Annotated in this window: 20 protein-coding genes and 1 pseudogene; 13 read left to right on the forward strand and 8 right to left on the reverse strand. The window is 70.5% G+C overall.

The genetic code is table 11. From position 1 onward, the window contains the following. Window positions 1-145: 145 nt before the first annotated feature. The 3 genes from TX83_RS01940 to grxC form a co-directional block, all read right to left on the reverse strand. A complete protein-coding gene (locus TX83_RS01940) occupies window positions 146-1,159 on the reverse strand; it encodes an isocitrate dehydrogenase (RefSeq protein ID WP_064746234.1) in 1,014 nt (337 codons plus the stop codon). Window positions 1,160-1,570: 411 nt separating this feature from the next. Then, entirely contained in the window at window positions 1,571-1,906 is a 336-nt protein-coding gene (locus TX83_RS01945; RefSeq protein ID WP_261369980.1) for a carboxymuconolactone decarboxylase family protein, read from the reverse strand. Window positions 1,907-2,149: 243 nt separating this feature from the next. Continuing rightward, entirely contained in the window at window positions 2,150-2,425 is a 276-nt protein-coding gene (grxC, locus tag TX83_RS01950) for a glutaredoxin 3 (RefSeq protein WP_087960655.1), read from the reverse strand. Window positions 2,426-2,758: 333 nt separating this feature from the next. Between grxC and TX83_RS01955 the strand changes: the two genes are divergently transcribed. From TX83_RS01955 to ppx, 5 genes are all read left to right on the forward strand, one after another. Beyond that, window positions 2,759-4,387, forward strand: coding sequence for a M48 family metalloprotease (locus tag TX83_RS01955; RefSeq protein WP_064746298.1), 1,629 nt, complete (start codon window positions 2,759-2,761; stop codon window positions 4,385-4,387). Window positions 4,388-4,683: 296 nt separating this feature from the next. Continuing rightward, on the forward strand, window positions 4,684-5,391 hold the full coding sequence (phoB, locus tag TX83_RS01960; protein WP_064746237.1) for a phosphate regulon transcriptional regulator PhoB: 708 nt from the start codon (window positions 4,684-4,686) through the stop codon (window positions 5,389-5,391). A gap of 9 nt (window positions 5,392-5,400) precedes the next feature. Then, complete coding sequence (gene phoR / locus TX83_RS01965; RefSeq protein WP_064746238.1) at window positions 5,401-6,756, forward strand: phosphate regulon sensor histidine kinase PhoR; 1,356 nt, start codon at window positions 5,401-5,403, stop codon at window positions 6,754-6,756. Window positions 6,757-6,774: 18 nt separating this feature from the next. Further along, complete coding sequence (gene ppk1 / locus TX83_RS01970; protein WP_064746239.1) at window positions 6,775-8,859, forward strand: polyphosphate kinase 1; 2,085 nt, start codon at window positions 6,775-6,777, stop codon at window positions 8,857-8,859. A 16-nt stretch (window positions 8,860-8,875) separates the two neighbouring features. After that, window positions 8,876-10,405 (forward strand): exopolyphosphatase, encoded by a 1,530-nt coding sequence (ppx, locus tag TX83_RS01975; protein ID WP_064746240.1) that lies wholly within the window; start codon window positions 8,876-8,878, stop codon window positions 10,403-10,405. A 590-nt stretch (window positions 10,406-10,995) separates the two neighbouring features. Here ppx and mdoH read toward each other — a convergent pair. Both mdoH and TX83_RS01985 read right to left on the reverse strand, forming a co-directional pair. Then, window positions 10,996-12,942 (reverse strand): glucans biosynthesis glucosyltransferase MdoH, encoded by a 1,947-nt coding sequence (gene mdoH, locus TX83_RS01980; RefSeq protein WP_064746241.1) that lies wholly within the window; start codon window positions 12,940-12,942, stop codon window positions 10,996-10,998. Beyond that, a complete protein-coding gene (locus tag TX83_RS01985) occupies window positions 12,939-14,378 on the reverse strand; it encodes a glucan biosynthesis protein (RefSeq protein ID WP_222423704.1) in 1,440 nt (479 codons plus the stop codon). The genes mdoH and TX83_RS01985 overlap by 4 nt, the downstream gene beginning before the upstream one ends. 310 nt (window positions 14,379-14,688) lie before the next feature. Between TX83_RS01985 and TX83_RS01990 the strand changes: the two are divergent. After that, window positions 14,689-15,801 (forward strand): annotated as a pseudogene (locus tag TX83_RS01990) (glycosyltransferase family 4 protein); the annotation flags it as partial. A 137-nt stretch (window positions 15,802-15,938) separates the two neighbouring features. Next, window positions 15,939-16,478, forward strand: a complete 540-nt coding sequence (locus TX83_RS01995) for a phosphatase PAP2 family protein (protein ID WP_087960656.1) — start codon at window positions 15,939-15,941, stop codon at window positions 16,476-16,478. A gap of 411 nt (window positions 16,479-16,889) precedes the next feature. Here TX83_RS01995 and TX83_RS02000 read toward each other — a convergent pair whose 3' ends face one another. The 3 genes from TX83_RS02000 to creD all read right to left on the reverse strand — a co-directional run bounded on the left by TX83_RS02000 (window position 16,890) and on the right by creD (window position 19,940). Beyond that, window positions 16,890-17,783, reverse strand: a complete 894-nt coding sequence (locus tag TX83_RS02000) for a carbon-nitrogen hydrolase family protein (RefSeq protein ID WP_064746244.1) — start codon at window positions 17,781-17,783, stop codon at window positions 16,890-16,892. Window positions 17,784-17,807: 24 nt separating this feature from the next. Continuing rightward, a complete protein-coding gene (locus TX83_RS02005; protein ID WP_064746245.1) occupies window positions 17,808-18,416 on the reverse strand; it encodes a GNAT family N-acetyltransferase in 609 nt (202 codons plus the stop codon). A gap of 120 nt (window positions 18,417-18,536) precedes the next feature. Next, entirely contained in the window at window positions 18,537-19,940 is a 1,404-nt protein-coding gene (creD, locus tag TX83_RS02010; RefSeq protein WP_261369979.1) for a cell envelope integrity protein CreD, read from the reverse strand. Between the two features lie 708 nt (window positions 19,941-20,648). Here creD and TX83_RS02015 point away from each other — a divergent pair. From TX83_RS02015 to TX83_RS02040, 6 genes are all read left to right on the forward strand, one after another. After that, complete coding sequence (locus TX83_RS02015) at window positions 20,649-21,263, forward strand: hypothetical protein (protein WP_141233304.1); 615 nt, start codon at window positions 20,649-20,651, stop codon at window positions 21,261-21,263. 97 nt (window positions 21,264-21,360) lie between these two features. Continuing rightward, entirely contained in the window at window positions 21,361-21,999 is a 639-nt protein-coding gene (locus tag TX83_RS02020) for a hypothetical protein (RefSeq protein WP_064746248.1), read from the forward strand. Further along, complete coding sequence (locus tag TX83_RS02025) at window positions 21,996-22,454, forward strand: hypothetical protein (RefSeq protein WP_064746249.1); 459 nt, start codon at window positions 21,996-21,998, stop codon at window positions 22,452-22,454. The genes TX83_RS02020 and TX83_RS02025 overlap by 4 nt, the downstream gene beginning before the upstream one ends. Beyond that, window positions 22,454-23,248 carry a hypothetical protein gene (locus TX83_RS02030; RefSeq protein ID WP_064746250.1) on the forward strand — a complete coding sequence of 265 codons (795 nt, stop codon included), beginning with the start codon at window positions 22,454-22,456 and terminating at the stop codon, window positions 23,246-23,248. The genes TX83_RS02025 and TX83_RS02030 overlap by 1 nt, the downstream gene beginning before the upstream one ends. Then, complete coding sequence (locus TX83_RS02035) at window positions 23,245-25,233, forward strand: carboxypeptidase-like regulatory domain-containing protein (RefSeq protein WP_141233305.1); 1,989 nt, start codon at window positions 23,245-23,247, stop codon at window positions 25,231-25,233. The genes TX83_RS02030 and TX83_RS02035 overlap by 4 nt, the downstream gene beginning before the upstream one ends. Then, window positions 25,230-26,036, forward strand: coding sequence for an EAL domain-containing protein (locus TX83_RS02040; RefSeq protein WP_064746252.1), 807 nt, complete (start codon window positions 25,230-25,232; stop codon window positions 26,034-26,036). The genes TX83_RS02035 and TX83_RS02040 overlap by 4 nt, the downstream gene beginning before the upstream one ends. The last annotated feature ends 92 nt before the right edge of the window (window positions 26,037-26,128 follow it).

The raw sequence follows: 26,128 nt of genomic DNA on the forward strand, positions 1-26,128 counted from the left end.
CCCCCTTCGGGCAGGCGACGGCGTCCTGCCGGAATTCTCGCCGCAGGAGCCTAGCGCCGCGCGCCGCGTGCAAGCGTGCGGTGCGCCGCAAAACGAACGGGGCGCCCGAAGGCGCCCCGTCGTCGATCGATCGCAGCGGTATCGCTCAGGCCGTGGCGCGGCTGGCGATGGCCTTGGCGAACGACATCGTGTTGCCTTCGCCGCCCAGGTCCGGGGTCAGCGAATCCTTGGCTTCCAGGGTGGCGACGATGGCTTCGCGCAGCTTGGTCGCCTTTTCCGGCTGGCCCAGGTGGTCGAGCATCTGCGCCGCGCCGAGCAGCAGCGCGCAGGGGTTGGCGATGCCCTTGCCGGCGATGTCCGGAGCCGAGCCGTGCACGGCTTCGAAGATCGCCGCGTCGGTGCCGATGTTGGCGCCCGGGGCCAGGCCCAGGCCGCCGACCAGACCGGCGCACAGGTCGGAGATGATGTCGCCGAACAGGTTGGTGGTGACGATGATGTCGAACTGCTCCGGACGCATCACCAGCTGCATGCAGGTGTTGTCCACGATCATCTCGTTGCACTGGATGTCCGGGTACTGCTGCGCCACTTCGCGCGCGGTCTTCAGGAACAGGCCCGAGGTCGACTTCAGGATGTTGGCCTTGTGCACCACGGTGACCTTCTTGCGGCCGGTCTTGCGGGCCAGGTCGAAGGCGTAGCGGACGATGCGCTCGGAGCCGCGGCGGGTGATCTTCTGGGTCAGCATCGCCGTCTCGCCGTCTTCCGACAGCGACTGGCCTTCGCCGATGTACGCGCCTTCGGTGTTCTCGCGCACGGTGATCAGGTCCACGCCCGAGGGGAAGCGCGACTTGGTGTTCGGGAACGACTTGGCCGGACGCACGTTGGCGTACAGGTCGAAGCGCTTGCGCAGTTCGACGTTGATCGAGCTGAAGCCTTCGCCGACCGGGGTGGTCAGCGGGCTCTTCAGCGCGATGCGGTGGGTGCGGATCGAGTCCAGGGTCGCCTGCGGCAGCAGTTCGCCGTGCTTTTCCAGCGCGACCAGGCCGGCGTCGGCGAACTCGTAGGACAGGCCGACGTTCATCGCGTCGAGCACGTGCAAAGTCGCGTCCATGATCTCCGGGCCGATGCCGTCGCCACGGATGACCGTAATCGTTTGCGTCATGAGAGCAGTTCTTCCAGCGGTAGGGCGCGCGGCGCTGTGGCGCGGCGCACGAAACGAAAGTGTTAACCGCACAATTATGCCGGAAGCGGCCCCGCCCTGCATTCGCGGCCGTACTGGACCCAGGCCGGATGGCCCCGTGCCGGGTCCAGCGGACCGATTCGGCCAAGCCGGGCGTTCCCGGGGCTCGCGCTCCGGGGTGGGGGCGGCGTCCCACAGGGATTCCCTCCGGTCACAAGCCGCGACCGCGCTGGCGCGACGGCCGGCGCAGGCGGCCGCCCTGCGGCACGGCGCCAGTCTCGCGCCCCCTCAAGACACGAAAGCCCGGTCCCGCCGTCGCGAAACGGAGGCACCGGGCTCCGGGGTCGCGGCTCACGCCGCTCCTACAGAGGGCTTGCGCCGCGCTGAGTAGACTCAGCCGTGGTCGTGGCCGGCCGGGGCCTGGGCCTCGCCCTGTTCGAGCTGGTCGAGGAAGTCGACCGCGCGACGCAGGTGCGGGATCACGATCGAGCCGCCGACCACCAGGCCGACCGAGAAGGTCTCGAACATCTCATCGCGGTTGACGCCCGCCTCCTTGCACTGGGCGACGTGGTAGCTGATGCAGTCGTCGCAGCGCAGCACCAGCGACGCCACCAAGCCCAGCAGTTCCTTGGTCTTCACGTCCAGCGCGCCGGCCTGGTAGGTCTGGGTGTCGAGGGCGAAGAAACGGCGTACGACCTGGTTGGGTTCGGCCAGGATGCGCTCGTTCATGCGCTTGCGGAACGCGGTGAATTCGGCGACGCGGTCTTTTTGCGACGAGGCGCCGTCGTCGGCGGGGGAATGGCTCACGCGAGGTCCTTGGATTGGAGAGGCTACGGAGGGAGGAGCGGCGCGCGGAGGATGCGTTTGCGCGCTTGCCGTCCTTGGCGCGGCTTGCCCGGCCGCGGATCGGGCCCGGTCCGTCCCTGGCCGGTCGTTCGCGGGCACAGGCGGCGCTGCCGCCCGGGCGCCCGCTCAGCCGGCCAGCAACGGCTCCAGGCCGCCGGCGCGGTGCAGCGCGATCATGTCGTCGTAACCGCCGACGTGGGTCTGGCCGATGAAGATCTGCGGCACGCTGGTGCGCTGGGTGCGCGCGATCATCTTCTCGCGCTCGCCCGGTTCCAGATCGATCCGGACCTCGGTCCACTGCTGGCCCTTGCTCTTGAGGAAGTTCTTGGCGGCGACGCAGTACGGGCAGATCGCGGTGGTGTAGATGACGATCTCGGGCGTCGTGGGGGCGGTGTCGGTCAAAACGGTTCTCCTGCCTGAACTCTGGGATGCGATTGCGGTCGGAATATGGGCGTAGCGTCGATAAGTTTAAAGTTCGCCGGCGGAACGCACTCCACCGGCATTCGATACGCCGGCGTCCGGAACAGGGCCCGGCGCGGCCGCGAGCCGCGCCGGCCGCCGCCCGGACGTCGACGCCACGATGCCGACGCCGCGGAAATGAATGCACCGACAGTTAACGACGTATTCACGCCGCCCGCCGATCCGGGCGGCATCCTGCCATGCATCCGCCGCGCGCGCGCGAAACCGCGCCGCCGCGCCCAGCCGACCGGCTCCGCCGGCCCGAGGACCCACCGCTTGCGCCGCATCGCCCTGCTCACCGCCGCCGTCACCCTCGCCATCGGCAGCCTCTGCGCGCAGGCGCAGGAATCCAAGCTGCCGGACATCGGCTCCTCGGCCGGCGAACTGCTGACGCCGGCCAAGCAGCGCCAGTACGGCGCGATGATGCTGGCCCAGCTGCGCCATTACGACTACCTGCTGGAAGACCCGCTGATCGACAGCTGGCTGGAGACCCTGGGCACGCGCCTGGCCGCCAACAGCGACAAGCCGCGCCAGCCGTTCAACTTCTTCATGCTGCGCGAGCGCCAAATCAACGCCTTCGCCACCCTGGGCGGCTACATCGGGGTCAACTCCGGCCTGGTCCTGACCGCCGAGCGCGAGGACGAAGTCGCCGCGGTGCTATCGCACGAGATCGCCCACGTCACCCAGCAGCACGTGCTGCGCGGGGTCGAGCGCGCCCAGCGCGACCAGTTGCCGATCCTGCTGGCGATGCTCGGCGCGATCGTCGCCGCCCAGGCCGCCGGCGGCAATTCCAGCGACGACGCGACCATGGCCGCGGTCAGCTCGGGCATGGGCCTGATGCAGCAGCGGCAGATCAACTACACCCGCTCCAACGAGTCCGAGGCCGACCGGATCGGCATCCAGACCCTGTCGCGCAGTCACTACGACACCACCGCGATGGCCGACTTCTTCGCCCGCATGCAATTGGTCTCGCGCAGCAACAAGGCCAACTGGTACGGCGAAACGCCGGACTATCTGATGACCCACCCGGTCACCACCACCCGCATCAGCGAAGCCAAGGAACGCGCCGAGCAGATCGCCGCCAAGAACAGCGTCACCGCGATCACGACCACCCCGGACGCGACCCGGGTCGAACGCATTCCCAAGACGCCTTTCAGCCTGCCCGACAGCAGCGACAACCCGCTGCTGCCCAACGGCATCCGCATCAGCGATCAGGCCCTGACCGCCGGCGGCACCGGCGTGTTCGATTTCGCCCGCGAACGCATCCGCGTGCTCAGCGCCGGCTCGCCGCGCGACGCGGTGCGCGAGTACGAGCGCCTGGGCACGCGCAGCGACGCCCAGGCGTACGGCCAGGCCCTGGCGCAGATGCGCAGCAACCAGCCCGGCGCGGCGCTGCCCGCGCTGGAGACGCTGGTGCGCAAGCACCCGGGGCAGATGTGGCTGAACCTGGCCCTGGCCGAAGCCGAGGCCCAGGCCGGCAAGACCGCCGCCGCCGACACCCGCTTCGAGGCCATGCTGCGCCAGACCCCGAACAACCGTGCGGTCGCGCTGGGCTATGCCAAGGTCCTGACCGACCGCAATACCCCGGCCGCCGGCCAGCGCGCCCAGGCCGTGCTGCGCCCCTTGCTCGGCGGCGGCGGCGAAGACCCGCTGTTGCAGCAGACCTTCGCCCGGGCCTGCGAGATCGCCGGCGACGCGATCCGCGCCGGCGAGGCCTATGCCGAGGCCGCCTACCTGCGCGGCCGGCCGGAGCAGGCCCTGGTCCAGCTCAACAACCTCAAGCGCAAGCCGGACCTGGACTACTACGCCCGCGCCCGGATCGAGGCGCGCATCGCCGCGATCACCCCGGCGGTGCTGGAACTGCGTCGCCAGGGCGTGCGCGACGAGGACCTGCGGCGCCAGTAAAACGCCGCGCTGCGGGCCGGACTCTCGCGACGGCTGCCATCGGCACACGGTCGGCTGCCATGCCCATGTCATCTGGCGGCCAAACTCGAGCGTCGCCGATCGCGCAGGCATCGCCGGCGAAACAGCCGCCTGCACCGCACAAGCCCCGCCGCCTGGGGCTTTGCCGGCCTGCCCAGGGGGCCGCGTCTGCGGTTACAGTCCGCTCAAGACCGCCCGTCCCATGTCACGGAGCAGTCATAAAACGGTAGTGTACTGACGCGGTTTCAAGGCCCTCCCCTGCCTCCCCCGGTGACCGTGTGCAGAAGCGCATCCTGATAGTCGAAGACGAACCCGCCATCCGCGACATGGTGTCCTTCGCCCTGCGCAAGGGCGAGTACGAGCCGGTCCATGCCGGCGATGCCCGCGAGGCCCAGGCGGCCATCGCCGACCGCGTGCCGGACCTGATCCTGCTCGACTGGATGCTGCCCGGCACCAGCGGCCTGGAACTGGCCCGGCGCTGGCGCAAGGAGTCGCTGACCCGCGAGATCCCGATCATCATGCTGACCGCGCGCGGCGAGGAGAACGACCGCGTCGGCGGGCTCGAAGCCGGCGTCGACGACTACGTGGTCAAGCCCTTCTCGGCGCGCGAGCTGCTGGCGCGGATCCGCGCCGTGCTGCGCCGCTCGCGCGAGGACGACGAGGACGGCAGCGTCGGCGTCGGCCCGCTGCGCATCGACGGCGCCGCGCACCGCGTGTTCGCCCAGGTCGGCGGCGGCGACCAGCCGGTGCAGATCGGCCCGACCGAGTACCGCCTGCTGCATTTCTTCATGACCCACCCCGAGCGGGTCTATTCGCGCACCCAACTGCTCGACCACGTCTGGGGCGGCAGCGTCTACGTCGAGGAACGCACCGTCGACGTGCACATCCGCCGGCTGCGCAAGACCCTGGAACCGCACCACCTGGACGGCATGGTCCAGACCGTTCGCGGCGCCGGGTACCGTTTTTCCGCCTCGCTCGCCGCGTAAGCTGGGGGTATGCCGCCCCGCGCACGCTCCGCCTGGTTCCGCACCCTGGGTCAGCTCGCGCTGATCCTGGTCGCCGCGGCCATACTCGGCGTTCTGATCGGCTATCCCTGGCCGGTGGTCACCGCCGCCGCCCTGGGCGTGGTCGCCTGGCATTACTGGCGCCTGCGCCGGGTGCTGATCCGCCTCACCGCGCGCCAGCGCCTGACCCCACCGCTGGGCGAAGGCATCTGGAACGAACTCGACCGCCTGCTGCACCGCAGCCAGGCCGAGATGCGCGGACGCAAGCGCCGCCTGATCGAGATGCTGCGCGCCTACCGCGCAGCCGCAGCGGCGATGCCCGACGCGATCGTGGTGGTCGAGCGCAACAGCCAGCGCATCCAGTGGTTCAACGAAGCCGCCAACGGCCTGTTCGGCCTGCGTTACCCGCGCGACATCGGCGCGCCGGTGGTGCAGCGCCTGCAACCGCTGCAGCTCGCGCACTGGCTGGCCTCCGGGCGCAACGCCGAGCCGCTGGAGGCGGCCTCGCCGTGGAACCCGGCGATCACCCTGAGCCTGCGCCTGATCCCCTACTCCGAGAACCTGTGGCTGCTGGTCGCGCGCGACGTCAGCCGGCTGCTGCAGCTGGAACAGATGCGCCGCGACTTCGTCGCCAACGTCTCGCACGAGCTGCGCACGCCGCTGACCGTGGTCCACGGCTATCTGGACATGCTCGATCCGGAGGAACACCCGGACTGGGCGCCGATGCTGGCCGAGATGCAACGCCAGTCGCAGCGCATGACCCAGCTGGTCGAAGACCTGCTGACCCTGTCGCGGCTGGAATCGCAGGACGGCCTGATCGCCGAAGAAACCGTGGCGATGGCCTCGATGCTGGCCACGCTCAAGCGCGAAGCCAACGCGCTGAGCCAGGGCCGGCACGAGATCGCGATGGACGACCTGGCCGGGATCGACCTGTTCGGCTCCAACAAGGAACTGCACAGCGCCTTCTCCAACCTGGTCAGCAATGCGATCCGCTATACCCCGGCCGGCGGCACCATCCGCATCCGCTTCCGCCCCGAAAACGAAGGCCTGGCGCGCGGCGCCGTGCTGGAGGTGGTCGACAGCGGCTACGGCATTCCGGCCGCGCACCTGCCGCGCATCACCGAGCGCTTCTACCGCGTTTCCACCAGCCGTTCGCGCGAAAGCGGCGGCACCGGCCTGGGCCTGTCGATCGTCAAGCACGTGCTGCACCTGCACCAGGCGCGGCTGGAGATCGCCAGCGAAGTCGGCCGCGGCAGCACCTTCGCCTGCCACTTCGGTCCCGACCGCATCCGCCGCCGCGACGCCTACGACGGCTATTCCGATACTCTTCCCGAAGCACTGCCCTAGGACCGCCGCTGTAGCGCCATGAACGCGATGACGGAAACACCGCTGGATACCGATCCGCTGCGCGACAGCGCGCTGTACTTCAACCGCGAGCTGTCGCAGCTGGACTTCAACTTCCGCGTCCTGGCCCAGGCCCAGGACCCGCAGGTGCCGCTGCTGGAGCGGCTGAAGTACCTGTGCATCTCCTGCACCAACCTCGACGAGTTCTTCGAGATCCGCGCCGGCACCCTGCGCCACGCCCAGGACCTCGGCCTGGCGCCGGGCCCGGACGGACTGGCGCCGCAAACCGTGCTGTCGCGCATCCACGAGCGCGCCGCCGAGCTGGTCAAGTCGCAGTACGAGTGCTGGAACGACGTGCTGCGCCCGGCGCTGAGCGACGCCGGCGTGCGCGTGCTCGGCCGCAACTCCTGGAACGCGCGCCAGACCCGCTGGCTGCGCGCCTATTTCCGCGACGAGATCATGCCGGTGCTGTCGCCGCTGGGCCTGGACCCGGCGCACCCGTTCCCGAAGATCCTCAACAAGTCGCTCAACATCGTCGTCGTGCTCAAGGGCAAGGACGCGTTCGGACGCGCCGGCAACCTGGCCATCGTGCGCGCGCCGCGCTCGCTGCCGCGCATCATCCAGATGCCGGAGAACGTGTCCGGCGGCAAGCACGACTTCGTGTTCCTGTCCTCGGTGCTGTCGACCTTCGTCGACGAGCTGTTCCCGGGCATGGAGGTCAAGGGCGCCTACCAGTTCCGCGTCACCCGCAACTCCGAGCTGCTGGTCGACGAGGAAGAAGTCGACAACATCGCCCTGGCCCTGCGCGACGAGCTGATCGGCCGCGGCTATCTGCGCGCGGTGCGGCTGGAGATCGCCGAGCAGTGCCCGAAACCGATCGTGCGCACGCTGCTGGAGAATTTCGACCTGCCCGAGAACGCGGTCTACCGCATCAACGGCCCGGTCAACCTCAACCGAGTGATCCAGGTCTACGACCTGGTCCAGCGCCCGGAACTGAAGTTCCCCTCCTACCAGCAGCGCGTGCCGGCCGGCATCGACAGCATCTTCGACACCGTCGCCGACGGCGACCTGCTGCTGCACCATCCTTTCGACTCGTTCGCGCCGGTGCTGGAGCTGATCCGCCAGGCCGCCGAAGACCCGAACGTGCTGGCGATCAAGCAGACCCTGTACCGCGCCGGCAAGGACTCGCCGATCGTCGAGCAGTTGGTGCAGGCCGCGCGCAACGGCAAGGACGTCACCGTGGTGGTCGAGCTGCGCGCGCGCTTCGACGAAGAGGCCAACCTGGGCCTGGCCGACCGGCTGCAGGAAGCCGGCGTGCAGGTGGTGTACGGCGTGGTCGGCTACAAGACCCACGCCAAGATGCTGCTGATCGTGCGCCGCGAGGGCCGCAAGCTCAAACGCTACGTGCATCTGGGCACCGGCAACTACCACAGCGGCACCGCGCGCGCCTACACCGACTTCGGCCTGATCACCGCCGACCCCGACATCGGCAACGACGTCCATCTGATCTTCCAGCAACTGTCCGGCCTGGCGCCGTCGCTCAAGCTCAAGTGCCTGCTGCAGTCGCCGTTCACCCTGCACGCCGGGGTGCTCAAGCGCATCGACCGCGAGACCAAGCACGCTCGCGCCGGCAAGCCGGCGCGGATCGTCGCCAAGATGAACGCTTTGAACGAGCCGCAGGTGATCCGCGCCCTCTACCAGGCCTCGCAGGCCGGGGTCCAGATCGACCTGATCGTGCGAGGCGCCTGCACCCTGCGCCCCGGCGTGGAAGGCGTGTCCGACAACATCCGGGTGCGCTCGATCGTCGGCCGCTTCCTCGAACACCACCGGGTCTACTGGTTCGCCAACGACGGCGCGCCGGACCTGTTCTGCTCCAGCGCCGACTGGCTGGAGCGCAACCTGCTGCGGCGCATCGAGACCGGTTTCCCGATCCTGGATTCGGACCTGCGCGCGCGGGTCTACGAGGAGGCGCTGGCCAATTATTTGAGCGACAACCTCAACGCCTGGCAGCTCGGCGCCGACGGTCGCTACAGCCGGATCGTCCCCGAAGACGGCGCCATGCCGCATTCGGCCCAGGCGACCCTGTTGGCCAAACTGTGCGGATAGTCGAAAATTCCGCGCCATGAATAACGTGTTCCCGACCACCCGCCTGCCGCTCCAGGACGGCGACCTGCTCGCCGCCGTCGACCTGGGGTCGAACAGCTTCCATATGGTGGTCGCACGTTACGTGCTCGGCCAGCTGCGCACCGTCGACCGCCTGCGCGAAACCGTGCGCCTGGCCGAAGGCCTGGACCGCAAGGGCGGGCTGGCGCCGGAGGTGCGCCAGCGCGCGCTGGACTGCCTGTCGCGCTTCGGCCAGCGCATCCGCGACGTGCCGCCGCAACGGGTGCGCGCGATCGCCACCAACACCGTGCGCCGCCTGGCCGCGCCGCAGGCCTTCCTGATGCCGGCCGAATCGGCCCTGGGCCACGCCATCGAAGTGGTGTCCGGCCGAGAGGAGGCGCGCCTGATCTACCTCGGCGTCGCCCACGCCCAACCGTCCAAGCCCGGCGAGCGCCGGCTGGTGATCGACATCGGCGGCGGCTCCACCGAATGCATCGTCGGCAGCGGCTTCGAGGCGATCGAGCGCGAAAGCCTGCAGGTCGGCTGCGTCGCCAGCACCCGCCGCTTCTTCGAGAACGGCAAGCTGTCGAAGAAGAAATGGCGCGACGCGCTGACCGAGGTATCGGCCGAGTTCCAGCAGTTCGCCGGCACTTACCGCACGCTGGGCTGGCACGAGGCGCTGGGTTCGTCCGGCACCAACAAGGCGATCGGCGAGATCTGCGCGGCGATGAAGCTGACCAAGGGCGCGGTCACCGCCGACGCCCTGCCGCAGTTGCGCGACCGGCTGCTGCAGGCCGAGCGCATCGAGGCCATCGACCTGCCCGGCCTGTCGGCCGACCGCCGGCCGATCATCGCCGGCGGCATCCTGATCCTAGAAGCCGCGTTCAACGTGCTCGGCCTGCAGCGCATGGCGGTCAGCAAGGCGGCGATGCGCGAGGGCGTGCTGTACGACATGCTCGGCCGCGGCGGCGCCGACGACCCGCGCGACGCGGCGGTAGCGGCGCTGGTCAAGCGCTACGGCATCGACGAACAGCAGTCGGCGCGGGTCGAGGCGACCTTGCTGCGGCTGTTCGACCAGGTCGCCCAGGGCTGGAGCCTGGACGCCGACGACCGGCTGATGCTGCAGCGCGCCGCGCGCCTGCACGAGCTCGGCCTGGCCATCGCCCACAGCCAATACCACGTGCACAGCTCCTACGTGATCGAGAACTCGGACATCTCCGGCTTCTCGCGCCAGCAACAGCAATTCCTCGCCGCGCTGGTGCGCACCCACCGCCGCGGCATTCCCAAGTCCGCGTTCGACGCCCTGCCCGACCGCCTGCTGGCCGCGGTCCGCCGCAGCTCGGCCCTGCTGCGCCTGGCGGTGCTGCTGCACCGCGCCCACGAATCCGACCCGATCCCGCAACTCGACGCCCAGGTCGAGGGCTCGACCCTGACCCTGACCGTGTCCAAGCGCTGGCTGGAATCGCGCCCGCTGATCCGCGCCGACCTGGAAGGCGAACCGCAGGACATGGCGGGACTGGGAATCGCGCTGAAGCTGCTGGCTTCGTAAGCCCCGCCACACAGACCGCGCCGACCGCGGCGAGGCGCATGCAGTCCACGCTCGCGGCCGCATCCTTCCAGGCGCCGCACGGCAAGGGACGCCCAGCGCCCGCGGTTGCTGTTGCTGTTGCCGTGAAGCGCTTGGCCTCGCTTCGAACTCGCGAGGACAAATCGAAGCCCCGCAGGGTGGCGGACCGTGCGCAGCCAAGCCACGGAAGGCCTGTGCGGACAGCCCCGCGCACACTCCGTCCCATAGTGGCTTTTGATCCGAAACCGCCATGGCGTTTTCTTCGGTTACTTTTGACCGAAGCAAATCCCGTGGGGCTTTGTCGCCTTGGACGAAGAAAGTGACCCGGCCGCTTGCGGACGGACGCTTGGCTTTGACGCTTTAGAAGCCTTCGAACGGCATGCGCCGTGAGACCGCAAGAGCGCGGTCGCGGCTTGCGCCGCTCCTACCTCGCGGGGGTTTCGAGCTTCGATCGATGGCGAAGGCGTTGATTCCTCTGCGCGTCCCTTGGTCGCGGCTTACGCCGCTCCTACAGGGGCCCAGGACAAAGACGCGGCGAGATCGAACGATGGCGGTCGCGGCTCGCGTCGCTCCTACTTCTGCGCTACCGGCGCTGCGGAGGCCTGGTGCGCCGAACGCTGCGCCGCTTCGGCGCGCAATTGCCGCGCCCGCACCAGCACCGGCGGCGGCGTCACTTCCTCGGGAATGCGGAAGATGCCGAGCTTGCGCAGAAACTGCCCCGGCCCGCGCGAGGACGTGAAGGCCACCACCGGAATCGACACGATCAGCCCCAGGATCACCGGCGACATCCATGCCGCCAACGGCGGCGAAATCGCATAGGCCATGGACCCGATCAACAAGCCGAGCAGGCTCAGCCCGCCGTAGCTGCGGACCAGGCCCGACAGCGGCAGGCTGCCGTCATCGCGACGCTGCGACTCCCAGCCCGAATCCTTGCCGGCCAGCACTTCGGCCACGCCGCGCGATTGCACGTACATGGTGATCGGCGCCATCAACGCCGCCAGCAGGGTCTCGAAGAGCATGCTGACGAAGGCGCGGACCGCGCCGCCGCAGCCGCGCCGGGTGTCCGGCTCGGTCAGCAACGCGAGGTAGGCCATGAACTTCGGCGCCAGCAGCACCGCCATGGTCGCCACGAACACCCACAGCACCCGGTCCGGGTCCTGGTCGCGCCAGTAGTCGCTGGGCGAGAAGCCCGGCAGGCGCACGCTGTCCCAGTTGAAGAAACCGGCATGGTCGAGCGGGATCGCCAGGCCGATCAGCATCAGCATCGCCCACATTGGCGCGGTGAAGTAATGGCCGATGCCGATCAGCAGGTGCAGCCGGTTGATCCAATGCAGGCCACGCGCCGGCAGCACCGCGGTGTGCTGCAGATTGCCCTGGCACCAGCGGCGGTCGCGCACCAGCATGTCGGTCAGCGACGGCGGACCTTCCTCGTAGCTGCCGACCAGTCCCGGCACCATGTGCAGCGCCCAGCCGCCGCGGCGCATCAGCGCGGCCTCGACGAAGTCGTGGCTGAGCACGGTGCCGCCGAACGGGCGCCGGCCGCGCAGTTCGGGCAAGCCGGCGTGATCGGCGAAGGCGCGGGTGCGGATGATCGCGTTGTGGCCCCAGTAGTTGCTTTCCGCGCCGTGCCACCAGGCGATGCCGTAGGCGATCACCGGGCCGTACACGCGGCCGGCGAACTGCTGCATGCGCGCGAATAGGGTCTGGCCGTTGACGATCATCGGCAGGGTCTGGATCAGGGCCACGTCCGGATGCCGCTCCATCGCCCCCGACAGCTTCACGATGACCTCGCCGGTCATCAGGCTGTCGGCGTCGAGGATCAGCATATGCGGATAGGCCGCGCCGAAGCGGCGCACCCATTCGGCGATGTTGCCGGCCTTGCGTTCGGCGTTGTTCTTGCGCCGGCGGTAGAAGATCCGCGCCTGGCCGCCGGTGCGCTCGCGCAGCGCCTGGAAGGCGCGGATCTCGGCCTGCCGGATCGGTTCCTTGGTGCTGTCGCTGAGGATGAAGAAGTCGAATTTGTCGAGCTGGCCGGTGGCGGCGACCGATTCGTAGATCGCCTGCAGACCGGCCATCAGCCGCTCGGGGTCTTCGTTGTAGGTCGGCGCCAGCAAGGCGGTGCGCTCGCCCAGCGCGGGCAGTTCGCCGCCCTGCTTCAGGCCCAACCGCCAGCGCCGCCGCGACAGGATCAGGACGAAGCCGGCCAAGGCGCTGGTGAAGGCCAGCGCGATCCAGGCGAACAGGAACACGAACAGCAGCAACAGTACGCCTTCGAGCAGATTCAGCCCGCCGACGTAGAGCACGCGCAGGATCTGATAGGCCGCGATCAAGGTCAGCAGCGCGGCGCCGCCGATCACGTACAGGCGACGCCAGCCCATCGCGCTGGGCAACGTCGGCAGCGGCGCCCGCGACAGCGCGCCGGCGGACAACGACTGCACCGGCATCGCCAGCGGCGACTCCGGCGGCAAAGCCTCGTACGGCGTAGAGCTGGGACGGTGCAACGGAGCGGTGGGATTCATGCGGTCCAACGATAAAGCCAGGTTTCGGAAACAGGACCGCGCTCGTCTTCGAGCACGGCGCGCAACTCGATGCTGCGCGCATCCTGCGGTTGCAGTTCGAAGGCCATGCGCCAGCCGCCGGTGCCGGCGTTGGCGTGCGCGACCGCGTCGACGACGCGACCGGCCGAGGCCCACACCGACGCGCGCAAGCGCGCCTCGCGGCCGAGCGCGGCCAGGCGACCGCCCTCCAGGTCGATCACCACCCGGCGCGCGCCGTCGCGGCCGGCGCCGATGCGGGTGCCGGCGACGCCGGCCAGCTCGGGCTTCCAGGCGTGGCGCGCGCACCAATGCAGGCGGTAGTCGTAACGGTACTCGCGGCCGGCCGCCAACGGCGCGCGCGGGCGCCAGAAGGCGACGATATTGTCGTGGTATTCGTCGCCGGTCGGTATTTCGATCAGATGCACCGCGCCCTCGCCCCAATCGCCCAGCGGCTCCACCCACAGGCTCGGGCGGCGCTCGTAATGGGCCTCGGCGTCGGCGTAGTCGGCGAAGGCGCGCTTGCGCTGCATCAGGCCGAAGCCGCGCGGGCGGCGGTCCTGGAACGCGCTTTCCTGCAGCGTGCGCGGATTGTGCAGCGGACGCCAGATCTGCTCGCCGGCGCCGTTGTACAGCGCCAGGCCGTCGGAGTCGTGCACCGAGGGCCGGAAGTCGTCGATGCCGACCCGGTTGGCCGCGTCGAAGTGGTACATGCTGGTCAGCGGCGCGATGCCGACCCGCGCCAGGCCAACGCGCGGATACAGCCGCAGCTGCGTATCGAACACGGTCTCGGCGCCGGGCGTGATCGCGAACCGCATCGCCCCAGCGACGCTGGGGCTGTCGAGCAGGGCGTGAACCACGATGCTGCGCGCGCGCCGCGTCGGCCGCTCGATCCAGAACCCGACGAACTGCGGAAACTCTTCGTCCTGGCCGGCGCCGGTGTTCAGCGCCAGGCCGCGCGCGGACAGGCCGTACAGCAGGTCCTTGGCGACCGCGCGGAAATAGCTGGCGCCGAGAAAGGCGGCGACCTCGTCGTAGTAATCGGCGCGGTTGATCGGCGCATGGATGCGGAACCCGGCGAAACCCAGGTCGTCCTGCTGCGGCTTGGGCGCCGCGCCGAAGCTGAACATCTGCGGCCGGTACAGCAGCGGCGTGGCCTGCCCGGCGTCGACCAGATGCAGGTCGACCCGCTGCTTGAACAGGAAGCCGCGGTGAAAACACTGCAGCTGGAACGGCAGCCGTTCGGCCTTCCACAGCGCCTGGGCCGGGTCGAAACGGATGTCGCGGTAGCGGTCGTAGGGGATCGCGGCCAGCGCCGGCGGCAGCTCGCTGTCGCCGGCGCGGTGGGGTTTCGCGGCCAGCGCGCGCGCCAGCGCCGGCACCGTGTCCGCGCCGAACGCCTGCGCCGGACCCGCCGCCACAGCGGTCCAGGAGGCGGCCGCGCCCAGCAGGGGCAGCGATAGCCCGGTTTTGAGTAGCTCGCGTCGGTGCACCGGCGGGGGACCCGGATCCAATGAATCGGGCGATTGTAGGGATCGGGTTGTTAACACTCCGGAACATGACCCCAGTGTGCCGGCATTGACGGCCCGGCCCGGACCCGCTCCGCGGCGGACAAATGCGCATCCGGTCACGCTCCTGCCGCTTGCCCGCGACGGCGTCATACCGCGGTCATACCGGCGCCACGTCCGGGACATGCCACGCCCCCAGGCTTGCCCAAACCGGGAGCCGCGCATGCGCTACGCGATCGTCACCGAGACCTATCCGCCGGAGATCAACGGCGTCGCCCTGACCGTGCAAGGGCTGGAACAAGGTCTGCGCGCCCGCGGCCATGCGGTCGAGTTGGTGCGGCCGCGTCAGAACGGCGATGTCGAGCGGGGCCAGGCGCACGAAGTGCTGGTACCCGGCCTGCCGCTGCCGCGCTATCCCGGCCTGCGCTTCGGCCTGCCCTGCGCCGGCCGTCTGCGCGCGGCCTGGTCCCGGCAGCGCCCGGACGCGATCTACGTCGCCACCGAAGGCCCGCTGGGCTGGTCGGCGCTGCGCGCCGCGCGCCGCCTGGGCATTCCTGCCGCGACCGGCTTCCACACCCGTTTCGACGAATACATGCGCGACTACGGCGCGCCTTGGCTCGGCGGCATCGCCCTGGACTGGATGCGCCGCTTCCACAACGGCGCCGACGCCACCCTGGTGCCGACCCGCGAGTTGGCCGAGTTCCTGCGCGCACGCCGCTTCGAAGACGTGGTGCGCTTGCCGCGCGCGGTCGACACCGCGCTGTTCGATCCGCAACGGCGCAGCGCCGCCCTGCGCCGCGACTGGGGCCTGGGCGAGGACGGCCTGGCGGCGATCTACGTCGGCCGCATCGCCCCTGAAAAGAACCTCGATCTGGCAGTGCGCGCGTTCCGCGCCCTGCAGGCGCAACGGCCGCAGGCGCGCTTCGTCTGGGTCGGCGACGGACCCTCGCGCGAAAAACTGCAACGCGACAACCCGGATTTCATTTTCTGCGGCCTGCAGCGCGGCCAGGCCCTGGCCAGCCACTTCGCCAGCGGCGATCTGTTCCTGTTCCCCAGCCACAGCGAAACCTTCGGCAACGTCACCCTGGAAGCGATGGCGAGCGGCGTGCCGACGGTAGCTTTCGATTACGGCGCCGCCCACGAGCATCTGCGCGACGGCCGCGACGGCGCCGCGATCGCCGACGGCGACGACGCCGGCTTCGTCGCCGCGGCGGTGCGCATCGGCAGCGACGACGCGCTGCGCGCAGCGATGGCCCACGCCGGCCGCGAGGCGATCGCCGGGCTGCGCCCGGAGCAGGTCGCGGCCGACTTCGACGCGCTGCTGCGCGGCCTCGCCGAACGCAACACGCCCGGACGCCAGCTTCGCGCCGACGACGGCTCCGAACCCGCCGGCGCTATCCGCCCAATGCCCTCCGAAACCGTTCCGCCCCAAACCGCTCCCGGCAAACCGCCCCAGGAGGTCGCATGAACCGCATGCCCCTGCGCAAACGCCTCAGCGACGGCGAATCCGGCTGGTGTCTGCGCGCCAACCGGCTCGGCGAACGCAACGGCTCGCGCGCCTACTTCGCCGCGATCAGCCGGCTCGGCGACGGCGTGTTCTGGTACGTGCTGATGGCCGCGCTGATCGTCGCCGACGGCTACGACGGCCTGCGCGCCTCGCTGCATCTGGCCGCGACCGGCGTGATCGCACTGGCGCTGTACAAACTGCTCAAGCGCTGGACCCGGCGCCCGCGCCCGTTCGCGTCCGATCAACGCATCCACGCCTGGGTCGCACCGCTGGACGAGTTCAGCTTCCCCTCCGGCCACACTTTGCACGCGGTGGCTTTCAGCCTGGTCGCCATGGCCCATTACCCGCTGCTGGCCTGGCTGCTGATCCCCTTCACCGCCAGCGTCGCCGCCTCGCGCGTGGTGCTGGGCCTGCACTACCCCAGCGACGTGCTGGCCGCCACCGCGATCGGCAGCGCACTGGCCGGCCTGTCGCTGTGGTTGGTGCCCGGCGTGTCGTTGTGGTGAGGGCGGGATTCGGGATTCGGGATTCGGGATTCGGGATTCGGGATTCGGGATTCGGGAAGAGCAAATCGCTCCTGCCCCTTTTTTGCAAAGAGGGGAACGACGATGCGGCCTTGGCGGGTCGTCCATCCAGGGGTAGGAGCGGCGCGAGCCGCGATCGCCATGCTCCGTCCAGCGGCGCCGCCAACCGGCCCCTGTAGGAGCGGCGTGAGCCGCGACAACCGAAGCCAGGCCATACCACGTCGTCCGCCGAAGCGATTCGCACACCAGGCGCTGGCTTGAGCAGCGCCGTGCAAGCGGGCTCCTTGGGGCCACGCTTGCGCGGGTCGCTTCGGTGAGTCGCAGCTTATGACCGAAGGAAATCCCCGTGGGACGCCGCCCCTACAGGCGCGCGGCGTCCGCGACGCCCGGGGATCAGCCGCGCGGTTCCCAGGCCTGCACGCGCGCCCGCGCAATCGCCGGGGCGTGCTGGCCGGGCCAGTCGCGATCGTTGGCGACCTGCGCCCGCTCGCGGCTGGCGTCGAGCGCGGCGAAATCCAGATCGGCATACGCCCAGCGCTGCCCGCCGCGGGTCTGCGCAAGCACGCCGTCGGCCGGCAGGCCGACGTCCATCGGCGCGTACACCGCGGCTTCGCCGGTGTTCACGTCCAGCGCCGGACTCCAGGCCGCATCGCCCGCGGTCACCGCCTGGGCGACGAAGCAACGGTTCTCCAGCGCGCGCGCCAGGCACCCCACCCGCACCCGGGTCGCGCCGGCCTCGGTGTCGGTGCAGCTCGGCGCCAGCAACAACCGCGCCCCGGCCTCGCATTGCGCGCGCACCGGCAGCGGAAATTCGATGTCGTAGCAGACCGCGATGCCCGCGCGCGTCGGGCCGAGGGCGAAAGCCTTGAGCTCGTCGCCGGCCTCGATCACCCCGGCGCGCTTTTCGAACCCGGTCAATTGCAGCTTGTCCTGCCACACCCGGCCGCCGTCCGGCGCGAAGGCGTAACAGCGGTTGCGATAGCGGCCGTGCCCCGGATCGAGCAGGAAACTGCCGGCCACCACGTGCAGGCGCAATTCGCGCGCGAGCAGGCCGAACAGTTCCAGCCAGGCGCCGCGATAGGCCTGGGTGGCGACCAGCGAGGCGTGCAGGTCGCCCTGGGTGGCGGCACCGAAGGTCGCGCCCAGCTCCAGCGACAGGTACTCCGGCAGCACCGCCACCTGTGCGCCGCCGGCGCGCGCCTCGGCCAGCCACTGCGCCTGCTTGTCGGCGAACTCGGCGAAATCGCGCGGCGCGCCGATCCGGTACTTGGCCACCGCTATCCTCATCCCGCGCTCCTCATGCCGCCTGCCTCATCGCCCACGCTCCAACGGCCGCAGCCAGAAACTCAAAGTATGCGGCTGTTCGCCGCGGCCGACCTCGCTCCAGCTCAGGTGGGCGCGCAGTTCCGGACGATGGGTGTAGCCGCGCTTGCGCCAGAAGACCTCGTTGCCGCGGTGGAACGCCGGCCGGCGCGGGTCGTCGTGATCGCGCTCGACCGCGCAGAACGCGGTCCAGCGGAAATCGCCCAGCGCGCGCGCATGCGCCTCGCGCAGGTCGAAAAAGCGATGGCCGACGCCGAGCCCGCGATACTCCGGCAACAACACCGACTCGCCGCAATAGAACACGTGCTCGACCTGGACCAGATGACCGTCGAAAGCCCCGCGGATCTCGTCGGTCTCGTCGCTCAACGGCAACCCGGTCGAGGCGCCGACCACGCGCCCTCCGTCGAAGGCCAGCACCACCACGCTGCGCCAGGAATCGCGATACGTGCGCAGATAACGCTCCTCGTACTGGGCGTCGCCGTCGTACAGATACGGCCAGTCGCGGAACACGCGCATGCGCAGTTCGGCCAGCGCCGGCAGATGAGGGGCGATCTCCACCCCGGCGAAACTGCGGATGACGGGCATCGGCTTCTTCATCGGTCCATCTTAGTCAGCGCGCAAGCCGCCGTGCCGTTCCCGGACCGATCTTTTCTGTATCAAGGTTTGCGCAGCCGCGGCCTCGCCGCGCCCGGGAGGACCCGAGCGCGGCATGAGCGGTCAGAGCGGGCCGACCGGCGGGTCCGGCACCGGCGCACGGCGCGGCAGCCCGCCGCCGAGCTGGTACCAGTCGACCTTGCGGGTGACCGCCATGATCGTGGCCAGGATCAGGAACAGCAGGCCGGCGCCCAGCACCAGCGCGTTGTCCTCGGACACCAGCAACCCGTACAGGGCGCCGTACAGCGTGGTCAGCATGGCGCCGAAGCCGAGCGCGCGCACCAGGCTGCGCAGCACCGCGCTGAGATAGAACACCAGCAGGCCGATGCAGGCCGCGCTCGCCGCCAGATAGGCGTAGCCGAAGGCGATGTGCTCGCTGAGGCTGACCAGCAGCAGGAAGAAGATCGCCAGCGCCAAGCCGACCAGGCCGTACTGGATCGGGTGGATGCGCAATTGCTTGATCAGTTCGAACATGAAGAAGCCGACGAAGGTCAGCAACACGAACAGCAGGCCGTACTTGGTCGCGCGGTCGGCCTGGGTGTAGACGTTGACCGGGTCCTTGAGCGTCACCTGCACTGCGTTGACCTCGCCGATCGGTTCGTTGGAGTCGTCGTCGCGGGTAAGGCGCACCACCGGCAGCACGTTGCCGGCCAGGTACTGGCGCTGGGCGTTGGTCGCCACCGAGGCCACCTGCCATTCGGCGCGGAAGCCGTTCTCGCTGATGTCGTCCGAACTCGGCGGGAAGCTGCCGCCGTAGTTCGGGTGCGGCCACTTGGAATGCAGGGCGAAGCGGTTGCTCTTGCCCAGCGGCACCAGGGCCAGCGATTCGGTGCCGCCGAGGACGAAGCTCAGGTCGGTGTTCACGCGCAACTGAGCGCCCGGCGCCGGCGCCGCCAGGCGGGCGTGGATGCCGCCGCCGTCGCGCGCGCCCAGACCGTCCTCGATCGCCGCCTCGACGCCGTTCAAACGCAGCTTGGGCGCGCGCAGGCCGCGCACGTCGGCGAAGGCGTAGCTGATCCACGGCCGGCCGATGCTGCGCACGCGGCCGTTGCGGATTGAATCGACTGCCGGGTCGGCCGGAATGGTCGCGCTGAAATCGGCGCGCGCATGGCCGGTCCAGTCGTACACCCGCACCTTGTGCAGGCCGAGCTGGCGCACGCGCGGCAGCAGTTCGCCCTCGACCTCGAGCTTGTTCGGGAAGAAAGTCCAGTGCGCGACTTCGCGGCGCCGCACCTGCTTGATCGCGCCGTCGAGGTCCTTCTCCTGCTCGATCCAGGTCTCTTCGTACGGCACTACCAGCACCGGCCCGGAAAAGGCCTGCGCGCCGGCGTAGCTGCGCGCCATCTGGTTCACCGCTTCGGCGCGATAGCCCTGCCGCTCGTCGATGATCCCACCGATCATCAACAGCGGTATCAGGATCGCCAGGGTCATCCCCAGCACCAACAACATCTTCAGCCACACCCGCATGGTCCTGCTCCTGGTTACGAACTCGGAGCGCAGCATGCGCAGCGCATGCGGGGACGCGATGGCCCGGCGGTGTGGCTGCGGTGAAGCAAGAGTGAAGCGCGCTCGCCGGCCCCGCCACGGTTCGACCGCGGTGCGCCGTCGCGGCGGTCGGATGCACGGCGGCGGCGCTGCCGCAGGCAGCGGAATCGGCCGCGGCGCCTAAGCGCGCACCGCGCCGATTCGAACATCGCAGCGGCGCAACGGAATTCGCGGCGAGCGGGCCAGGGCGCCCACGATCTCGCGCCCGTCGACGGCCGCCCTCCGGAGGCAGGCAGGCCGGTACACCGCCGGGGCCGCTCAGCGGCATGGCCGTCGTCCCCTGCCGCCGCGCCCCCGGCTACGGCCTGCCGAAGCCGCTTCTCGGCGCCGCCCCCTGGAGCCGTCGGCGCATCCACAAACATGAACGGGGAAGCGGCCGATCCCGCCCCGCCCGGACCGCCTCAGCCCGCCATTCCTGTCCCGAATAGCCCCGAGGACGTGCCGACCCTGGCCCGAAAAGACGCAAACCGACGCCGCAGGTCAGCTTCTGACTCACTCGTCCTCACGCAAAAATCACTTTGCGTTAACAATTTCAATGAGCTATGTGTCACATTTTTTGGCACGAAACCTGCTTCTGCCTGCGGTCAGCGCCCGGAGCCCCGGCCGCTCACCTCCTTTTGGATCCCGATGATGCGCAAGCTCCCGACCTCTCTTCTGGCCGCCGCCCTGCTGGCCGGCGCGCCGCTGCTCGCCCAGGCCGAATCGCAGTACAGCACCGGCGCCGGCTCGCCGCTGACCGCCAGCGCCAAGCTCGACTTCCAGATCACGATTCCGAAGATCCTGTTCCTGCGCGTCGGCAGCGGCGCGGACTACACCAGCACCGCGACGGTCAACCAGATCGCCTTCGCCGTCCCGGCCGCCAACGTCGGCAACGGCGCCGCCGTCGCCGCGACCGCGACCTCGGGCGACCTCGGCAACGGCGAAGTCACCGCCAAGGTGGTCGGCAACAACGGCAACATCACCCTCGGCGCCACCGCGCTGGGCGCACTCAGCAACGGCGCCGCCGGCGACACCATTTCCTACAGCCAGATCGCCACCGCCAGCGACACCGCCGCCCTGCCGGCGCCGGTGCTGACCGACGGCGCCTCGACGCCGCTCACCATCGCGCCGGCCAGCGGCAAGGTCGTCAACCGCAGCGCGCGTTGGACCTACACCTACCTCAACAACAACGTCGTCGCCCCGGGCGTGTACGGCGGCGTCAACGCCAACAACAGCCGCGTCACCTACACCGCGTCGATGCCGTAAGCGGCGGACGGGCGGCGCGCTCCGCCGTCCGTTTCGCTCCCTCCTCCCGCGGCGCGTCCGCGGGAGGGCTTCCGCCTCCGCACCGGAACCGTCCGTCATGACGCCATCGCCGCGCGCCATCCGCCAGATCCGCTGGGCCCTGCTGCCGCTGGCCGCGCTGTGGCTCGGCGCCGCCCAGGCCTTCGTGGTCACCATCTCGCCCGGCACCCGCGCGGTCTATCTGCGCGTCGGCAACGGCGTGTTCACCGGGACCTATCAAGGCGGCGGCACGCCGGGCAGCGGCGGCACGCTCAACAAAGTCTCGGTGACCGTGCCGGCCGCGGCGCTCGGCAACGGCACCGACCAGCCGATGACCAGCGACGCCACCCAGACCACCAGCCACTACGACGGCTACACCTTCTGCAACGTGCCCGACGAGGTCTACATCGGCGGCTTCTACCGCCGTCCGACCACCACCGGCTCGGCCAGCCTGACCGTGTCTTCGCCCGCCGGGCTGAGCAACGGCAACGGCGACAGCATCGCCTTCTCGCAGATCGCCTGGGCCAGCAGCGGCAACGGCGATACCGGCACCCAGCCGATTCCGGCCGGCAGCTTCAACGGCGGCGTGCAGAGCCTGGCCAGCTTCCCGGCCAACAGCTGGCGCGAGAGCTGCCACCGTTTCCGCTATGCCAACGACGCGGTGGTCGCCGCCGGCACCTACACCGGCCGGGTGGTCTACACCCTGAGCGCGCCATGAGCCGCTGGCTGGCGATCGCGCTGCTGTCGCTGTGCGCCGGCCTGGCCCAGGCCGCCACCTTCCGCGTCGATGACAGCGCCAGCCAGGTGCTGGACAACGACGTGCAAATGAAATGGGACGACGCCGTGCCCGGCCAACACGCGCGCCAGACCGTGTCCGGTGCGCTGACCGTGCGGGTCCGCCTGGACCTGTCGCCCTGGCAGGGCCGCCAGGGCCGTGTCTACATGACCCTGCCCGCCTCGCCTTCGGGCCCGATCCTGACCCAATGGACCACCCGCGGCCGCCTGCTGCCGGGCGCGCTGCGCGCCGGCGAGCGCGCCCTGGTCTATGCCGGTCCGCTGCCGGCCGGGCTGCTCGAAGACACCGTGCGCCTGAACCTGCAGGCCGACGGACAGCGCCTGTCGCGCGCCGAGCAACTGCATTTTTCCTTCGAAGTCGACCTGGACACTCCGTGATGCGCCTCGCCCGCCTGCGCACCCTCGCCGCTCTGCTCGCCTCGCTGCCCGTGTGCGTCGCCGCGCAGGGCTTTTCGGCCCTGGTTTCGCCGCCGCGCTTCGAAGACTCGGCCCGGCCCGGCACCACGTATCGCAACGTGGTCGAAATCTCCAATCTGTCGCCGGCGTCGGCGCGCTACACGCTCAAGACCGCCGACTGGCGCCTCGACCCGCAGGGCGCGGCGATCTTCGACGAAGCGCTGGCGCCGGACAGCTGCCGCCCCTGGGTGGGGCTGGAGGCGGCGCAGATCGAAGTCGGCACGCAGGGCAAGCGCCGCTATCGCTTCGAAGTCGCGGTGCCGGCCGACGCGCCGGCCGGCGAATGCCGCTTCGCGATCCTGCTCGAAGGCGAACCGGAAACCGTGCGCGGCTCGGTCGCGCTGCCGGTGTCGGGGCGGATCGGCATCATCGTCTACCTCGCCGTCGGCGACGCCGCCGCGCGGCTTCAGACCCGCGCGATGGCGGTGCAGCGCATCGACGGCCGCGACCTGCCGGTGCTGGAGATCCACAACGCCGGCAACGCCCATTCGCGCCTGGAAGGCCTGATCGACGGCACCGACGCGCAAGGCCGCAAGATCGCCTTCGCGCCGTCCAACCTGCCCATCCTGCCGGGCGAAACCCGGTCGATCGCATTGCAACCGCAAGGCGACGATCCGGCCACGCCGGCGCCGCCGATCGCCTATCCCTTGAAACTCGAGGGCGCATTGGACTGGGACCGGCAGCGGCTCGAACTCGACGCCGTATTGAACCGATGAGGTTGCCTCCGCCCGGCTCGCACCGGCTCGTCCTGCGCCGGCTGGCGTGGTGCGTCGCCGGCGCGCTGGTCGCCGCGCCGGTCGCCGCCAGCGAGACGGCGCCTCCCGCCGGCGCGTATCGCGACCGGATCATCGCCCCGCAGGCGCTGGCGCCGCTGCCGCCGGACGAGGACGAAGCGCCGGCCGACGACGACGGCCCGCCGCGCGCGTTGCGCGTCGAGCTGCAACTGGCGCGCAGCGAGCGCGGCGAGCGCAGCTACGACGAGCACGGCCTTTCGGCGGGCGGGTTCTGGGAAACCGCCGATCACGGCAGCCTGTCGCTGGACGCCAACCTGTTCCGCAGCGATCGCCTGCACGGCGACGAGGGCCGCGACTGGGGCGGACTGGCCACGTTGTGGCAACGCAATCTGTATCTCGACGGCGGCTGGCGCGTGGACAACGGCCTGGGCGTGCTCAATACGCCGGCGCCGGAGCTGCAGCGCAATCAATACCGCTTTTTCCTGCCGACCGCGCCGCTGGCCGGTGCCAGCACGCAATGGCGGCAGGACGCCGACGGCACCTCGGCGTACGCCGCGTTCGGCCGCGCCGGCGTCTACGACGGCCGGCGCATGGCCGGCTTCGACCCCGGCGACGGCCGGGTCGCGGCGGCCGGTGTGCAATGGCGCAGCGGCGCCGGCTGGAACCAGTCGCTGGCGGTGCTGGGCAGCGGCGGCCGGATCGTCGCCGACGGCCGCGGCGATCTGGACTTCGCCTCCGGCGACAGCCAGGCCGCGCACTGGGCGGCCGGCTGGCGCAGCGAACGCGACAGCGTGCAGTTCAATCTGCTCGGCAGCCGCAACGACGGCCGCGACGCCGCCGGCGGCTGGATCGACGCCAGCGCCCGGCGCGGCCGCTATCGCCACCACTACGGCGTGTTTTCGCTCGACCCCGGCCTGGCCTGGGGCGCGCTGCCGATCAACCAGGACGTGCGCGGCGGCTACTACCGCCTGGGCTATCAGTACGGCCGCTGGCAATGGAACGCCGGCGTCGACGACATCCGCTCCATCAGCGGCGACGGCTTCGACGGCCAGTACGCCACCGCCTACGCGCGCTATCAGGCCAGCAGCCGGCTCGGCTACGGCGCCAGCCTCAGTCTGCGCCACGCCGACGGCGACGCGCATGCGCTGCAGTTGTTCGCCGACCGTAGCGGCGAGTGGGGCCAGACCCGGCTGCAATTCGATCACGCCGACGGCGACGGCCTCGGCCGCAGCTGGCAGGCCAGCATCGATCAGGCGCTGCCGCTGCGCGCCGGCCGGCGCTTGTCGGTGTCGCTGGGCTACGGCGAGATCGCCGACGCCGACGCCGGTTCCACCCGCACCGCCACGCTGGCCTTCTACGGCGGCCTGGCCCTGGGCTCGCGCGTCAGCCTCGACGGCAATGCACGCTGGACTTACGGCGACGGCGCCAGCGCCTTGCGCGGCACCGACCTCAATCTCGGCCTGGACTGGCGCATCGCTCCGCGCTGGTCGCTGAACCTGGCCGTCTACCAGAGCCGCGGCCGCCAACGCTCGCCGTTCGCGCTCGATCCGCTGGCGATCGAGTCGCCGTTCCTGGCCCTGCCGCGCGAGCGCTCGGCGCTGTTGAGCCTGCGTTACGACCGTCAGCGCGGCCGCAGCCAGGCGGTGCTCGGTGGCGCGCCGGGCGCGGCCACCGGCCACGTCGCCGGCTCGCTGTTCCTCGACGACAACGACGACGGCGTGCGTGCCGCTTCCGAACAGGCCGCGGCCAACGTCACCGTGGTGCTCGACGGACGCTACGCCGTACGCACCGACAGCAACGGCGAATTCGCCTTCCCGCGCGTGTCGGTCGGCGAACACACCCTGGAGGTCGTCGCCGACAACCTGCCGCTGCCGTGGTCGCTGCGCGAGTCGTCGGCCCGCCGCCGGATCGAAGTCAGCGTGCGGCGCACCGCGCGGGTCGATATTCCCGCGGTGCGGCCGCGATGAGCGCCTTGCCCGCACCGCCGCGTTCCGCGCCGTCCGCGCCGCAGCGCCGCAGCGCGTCGGGCGCGTTCGCCATCGCGTTCCAGCCTATCGTCGATCTCGACCGGCGCGAGGTGTTCGCCTACGAAGCGCTCGGCCGCCGCGCCGGCAGCGACGGCGCCGCCGCGCTGTTCGCCGGCCTCGACGCGCCGGCGCGCGCCGACCTGGAACGGCGCTTGGCCCGCGCCGCACTGCGCGCCGCCGCGCACCTGCCCGGCGCGCAACGGCTGTCGATCAACCTCGGCCCGTCGATGCTCGGCGATCCGATCGCCCTGCACGAACTGCACCGCCAAGCGCAGACGCTGGGGCTGGACGGCCGGCGCATCGTGTTCGAATTCCCCGAGTCCAGCCCGATCGCGCGCAGCGCCTGGAGTCAGGCGCAACGGTTGTTGCGCGACTGGGGCTACGCCACCGCGATCGACGATTTCGGCGCCGGCTACGCGGGCCTGGAGTTGCTCGCCGATTGCGCGCCGGACCTGATCAAGATCGACATCGGCCTGGTCCGCGGCATCGCCGCCGACCGCGCCCGCCAGGTGATCGTTGCCGGCCTGGTCTCGATCGCCGCCCAGCTCGGCATCGCCCTGATCGCCGAAGGCGTGGAAACTCAGGCCGACGCGGCCCAGCTCAAATCGATGGGCATCGTCCTGCAGCAAGGCTATCTGTACGCCCGCGCCCAGGTCGGCCGTTGGCCGCAGCCCGCGCCCGAAACCTGGGCGGCGACGGGCGCACGCGCGATCGACCGCCGCGCCGACCGCAGCATTCGGTAAGGCGGCGCGCGGCACGGCCGCGTGCCCCGTTTGCGCAGAAGCGGCGGGGCCGGGCTTCGGTCGATGGCGCAGGCCGGGGCGCCCGCGCGTGC

Origin of the sequence: Lysobacter antibioticus HS124, from assembly GCF_000336385.2 — a bacterium.
Taxonomy (GTDB): Bacteria; Pseudomonadota; Gammaproteobacteria; order Xanthomonadales; family Xanthomonadaceae; genus Lysobacter; species Lysobacter firmicutimachus.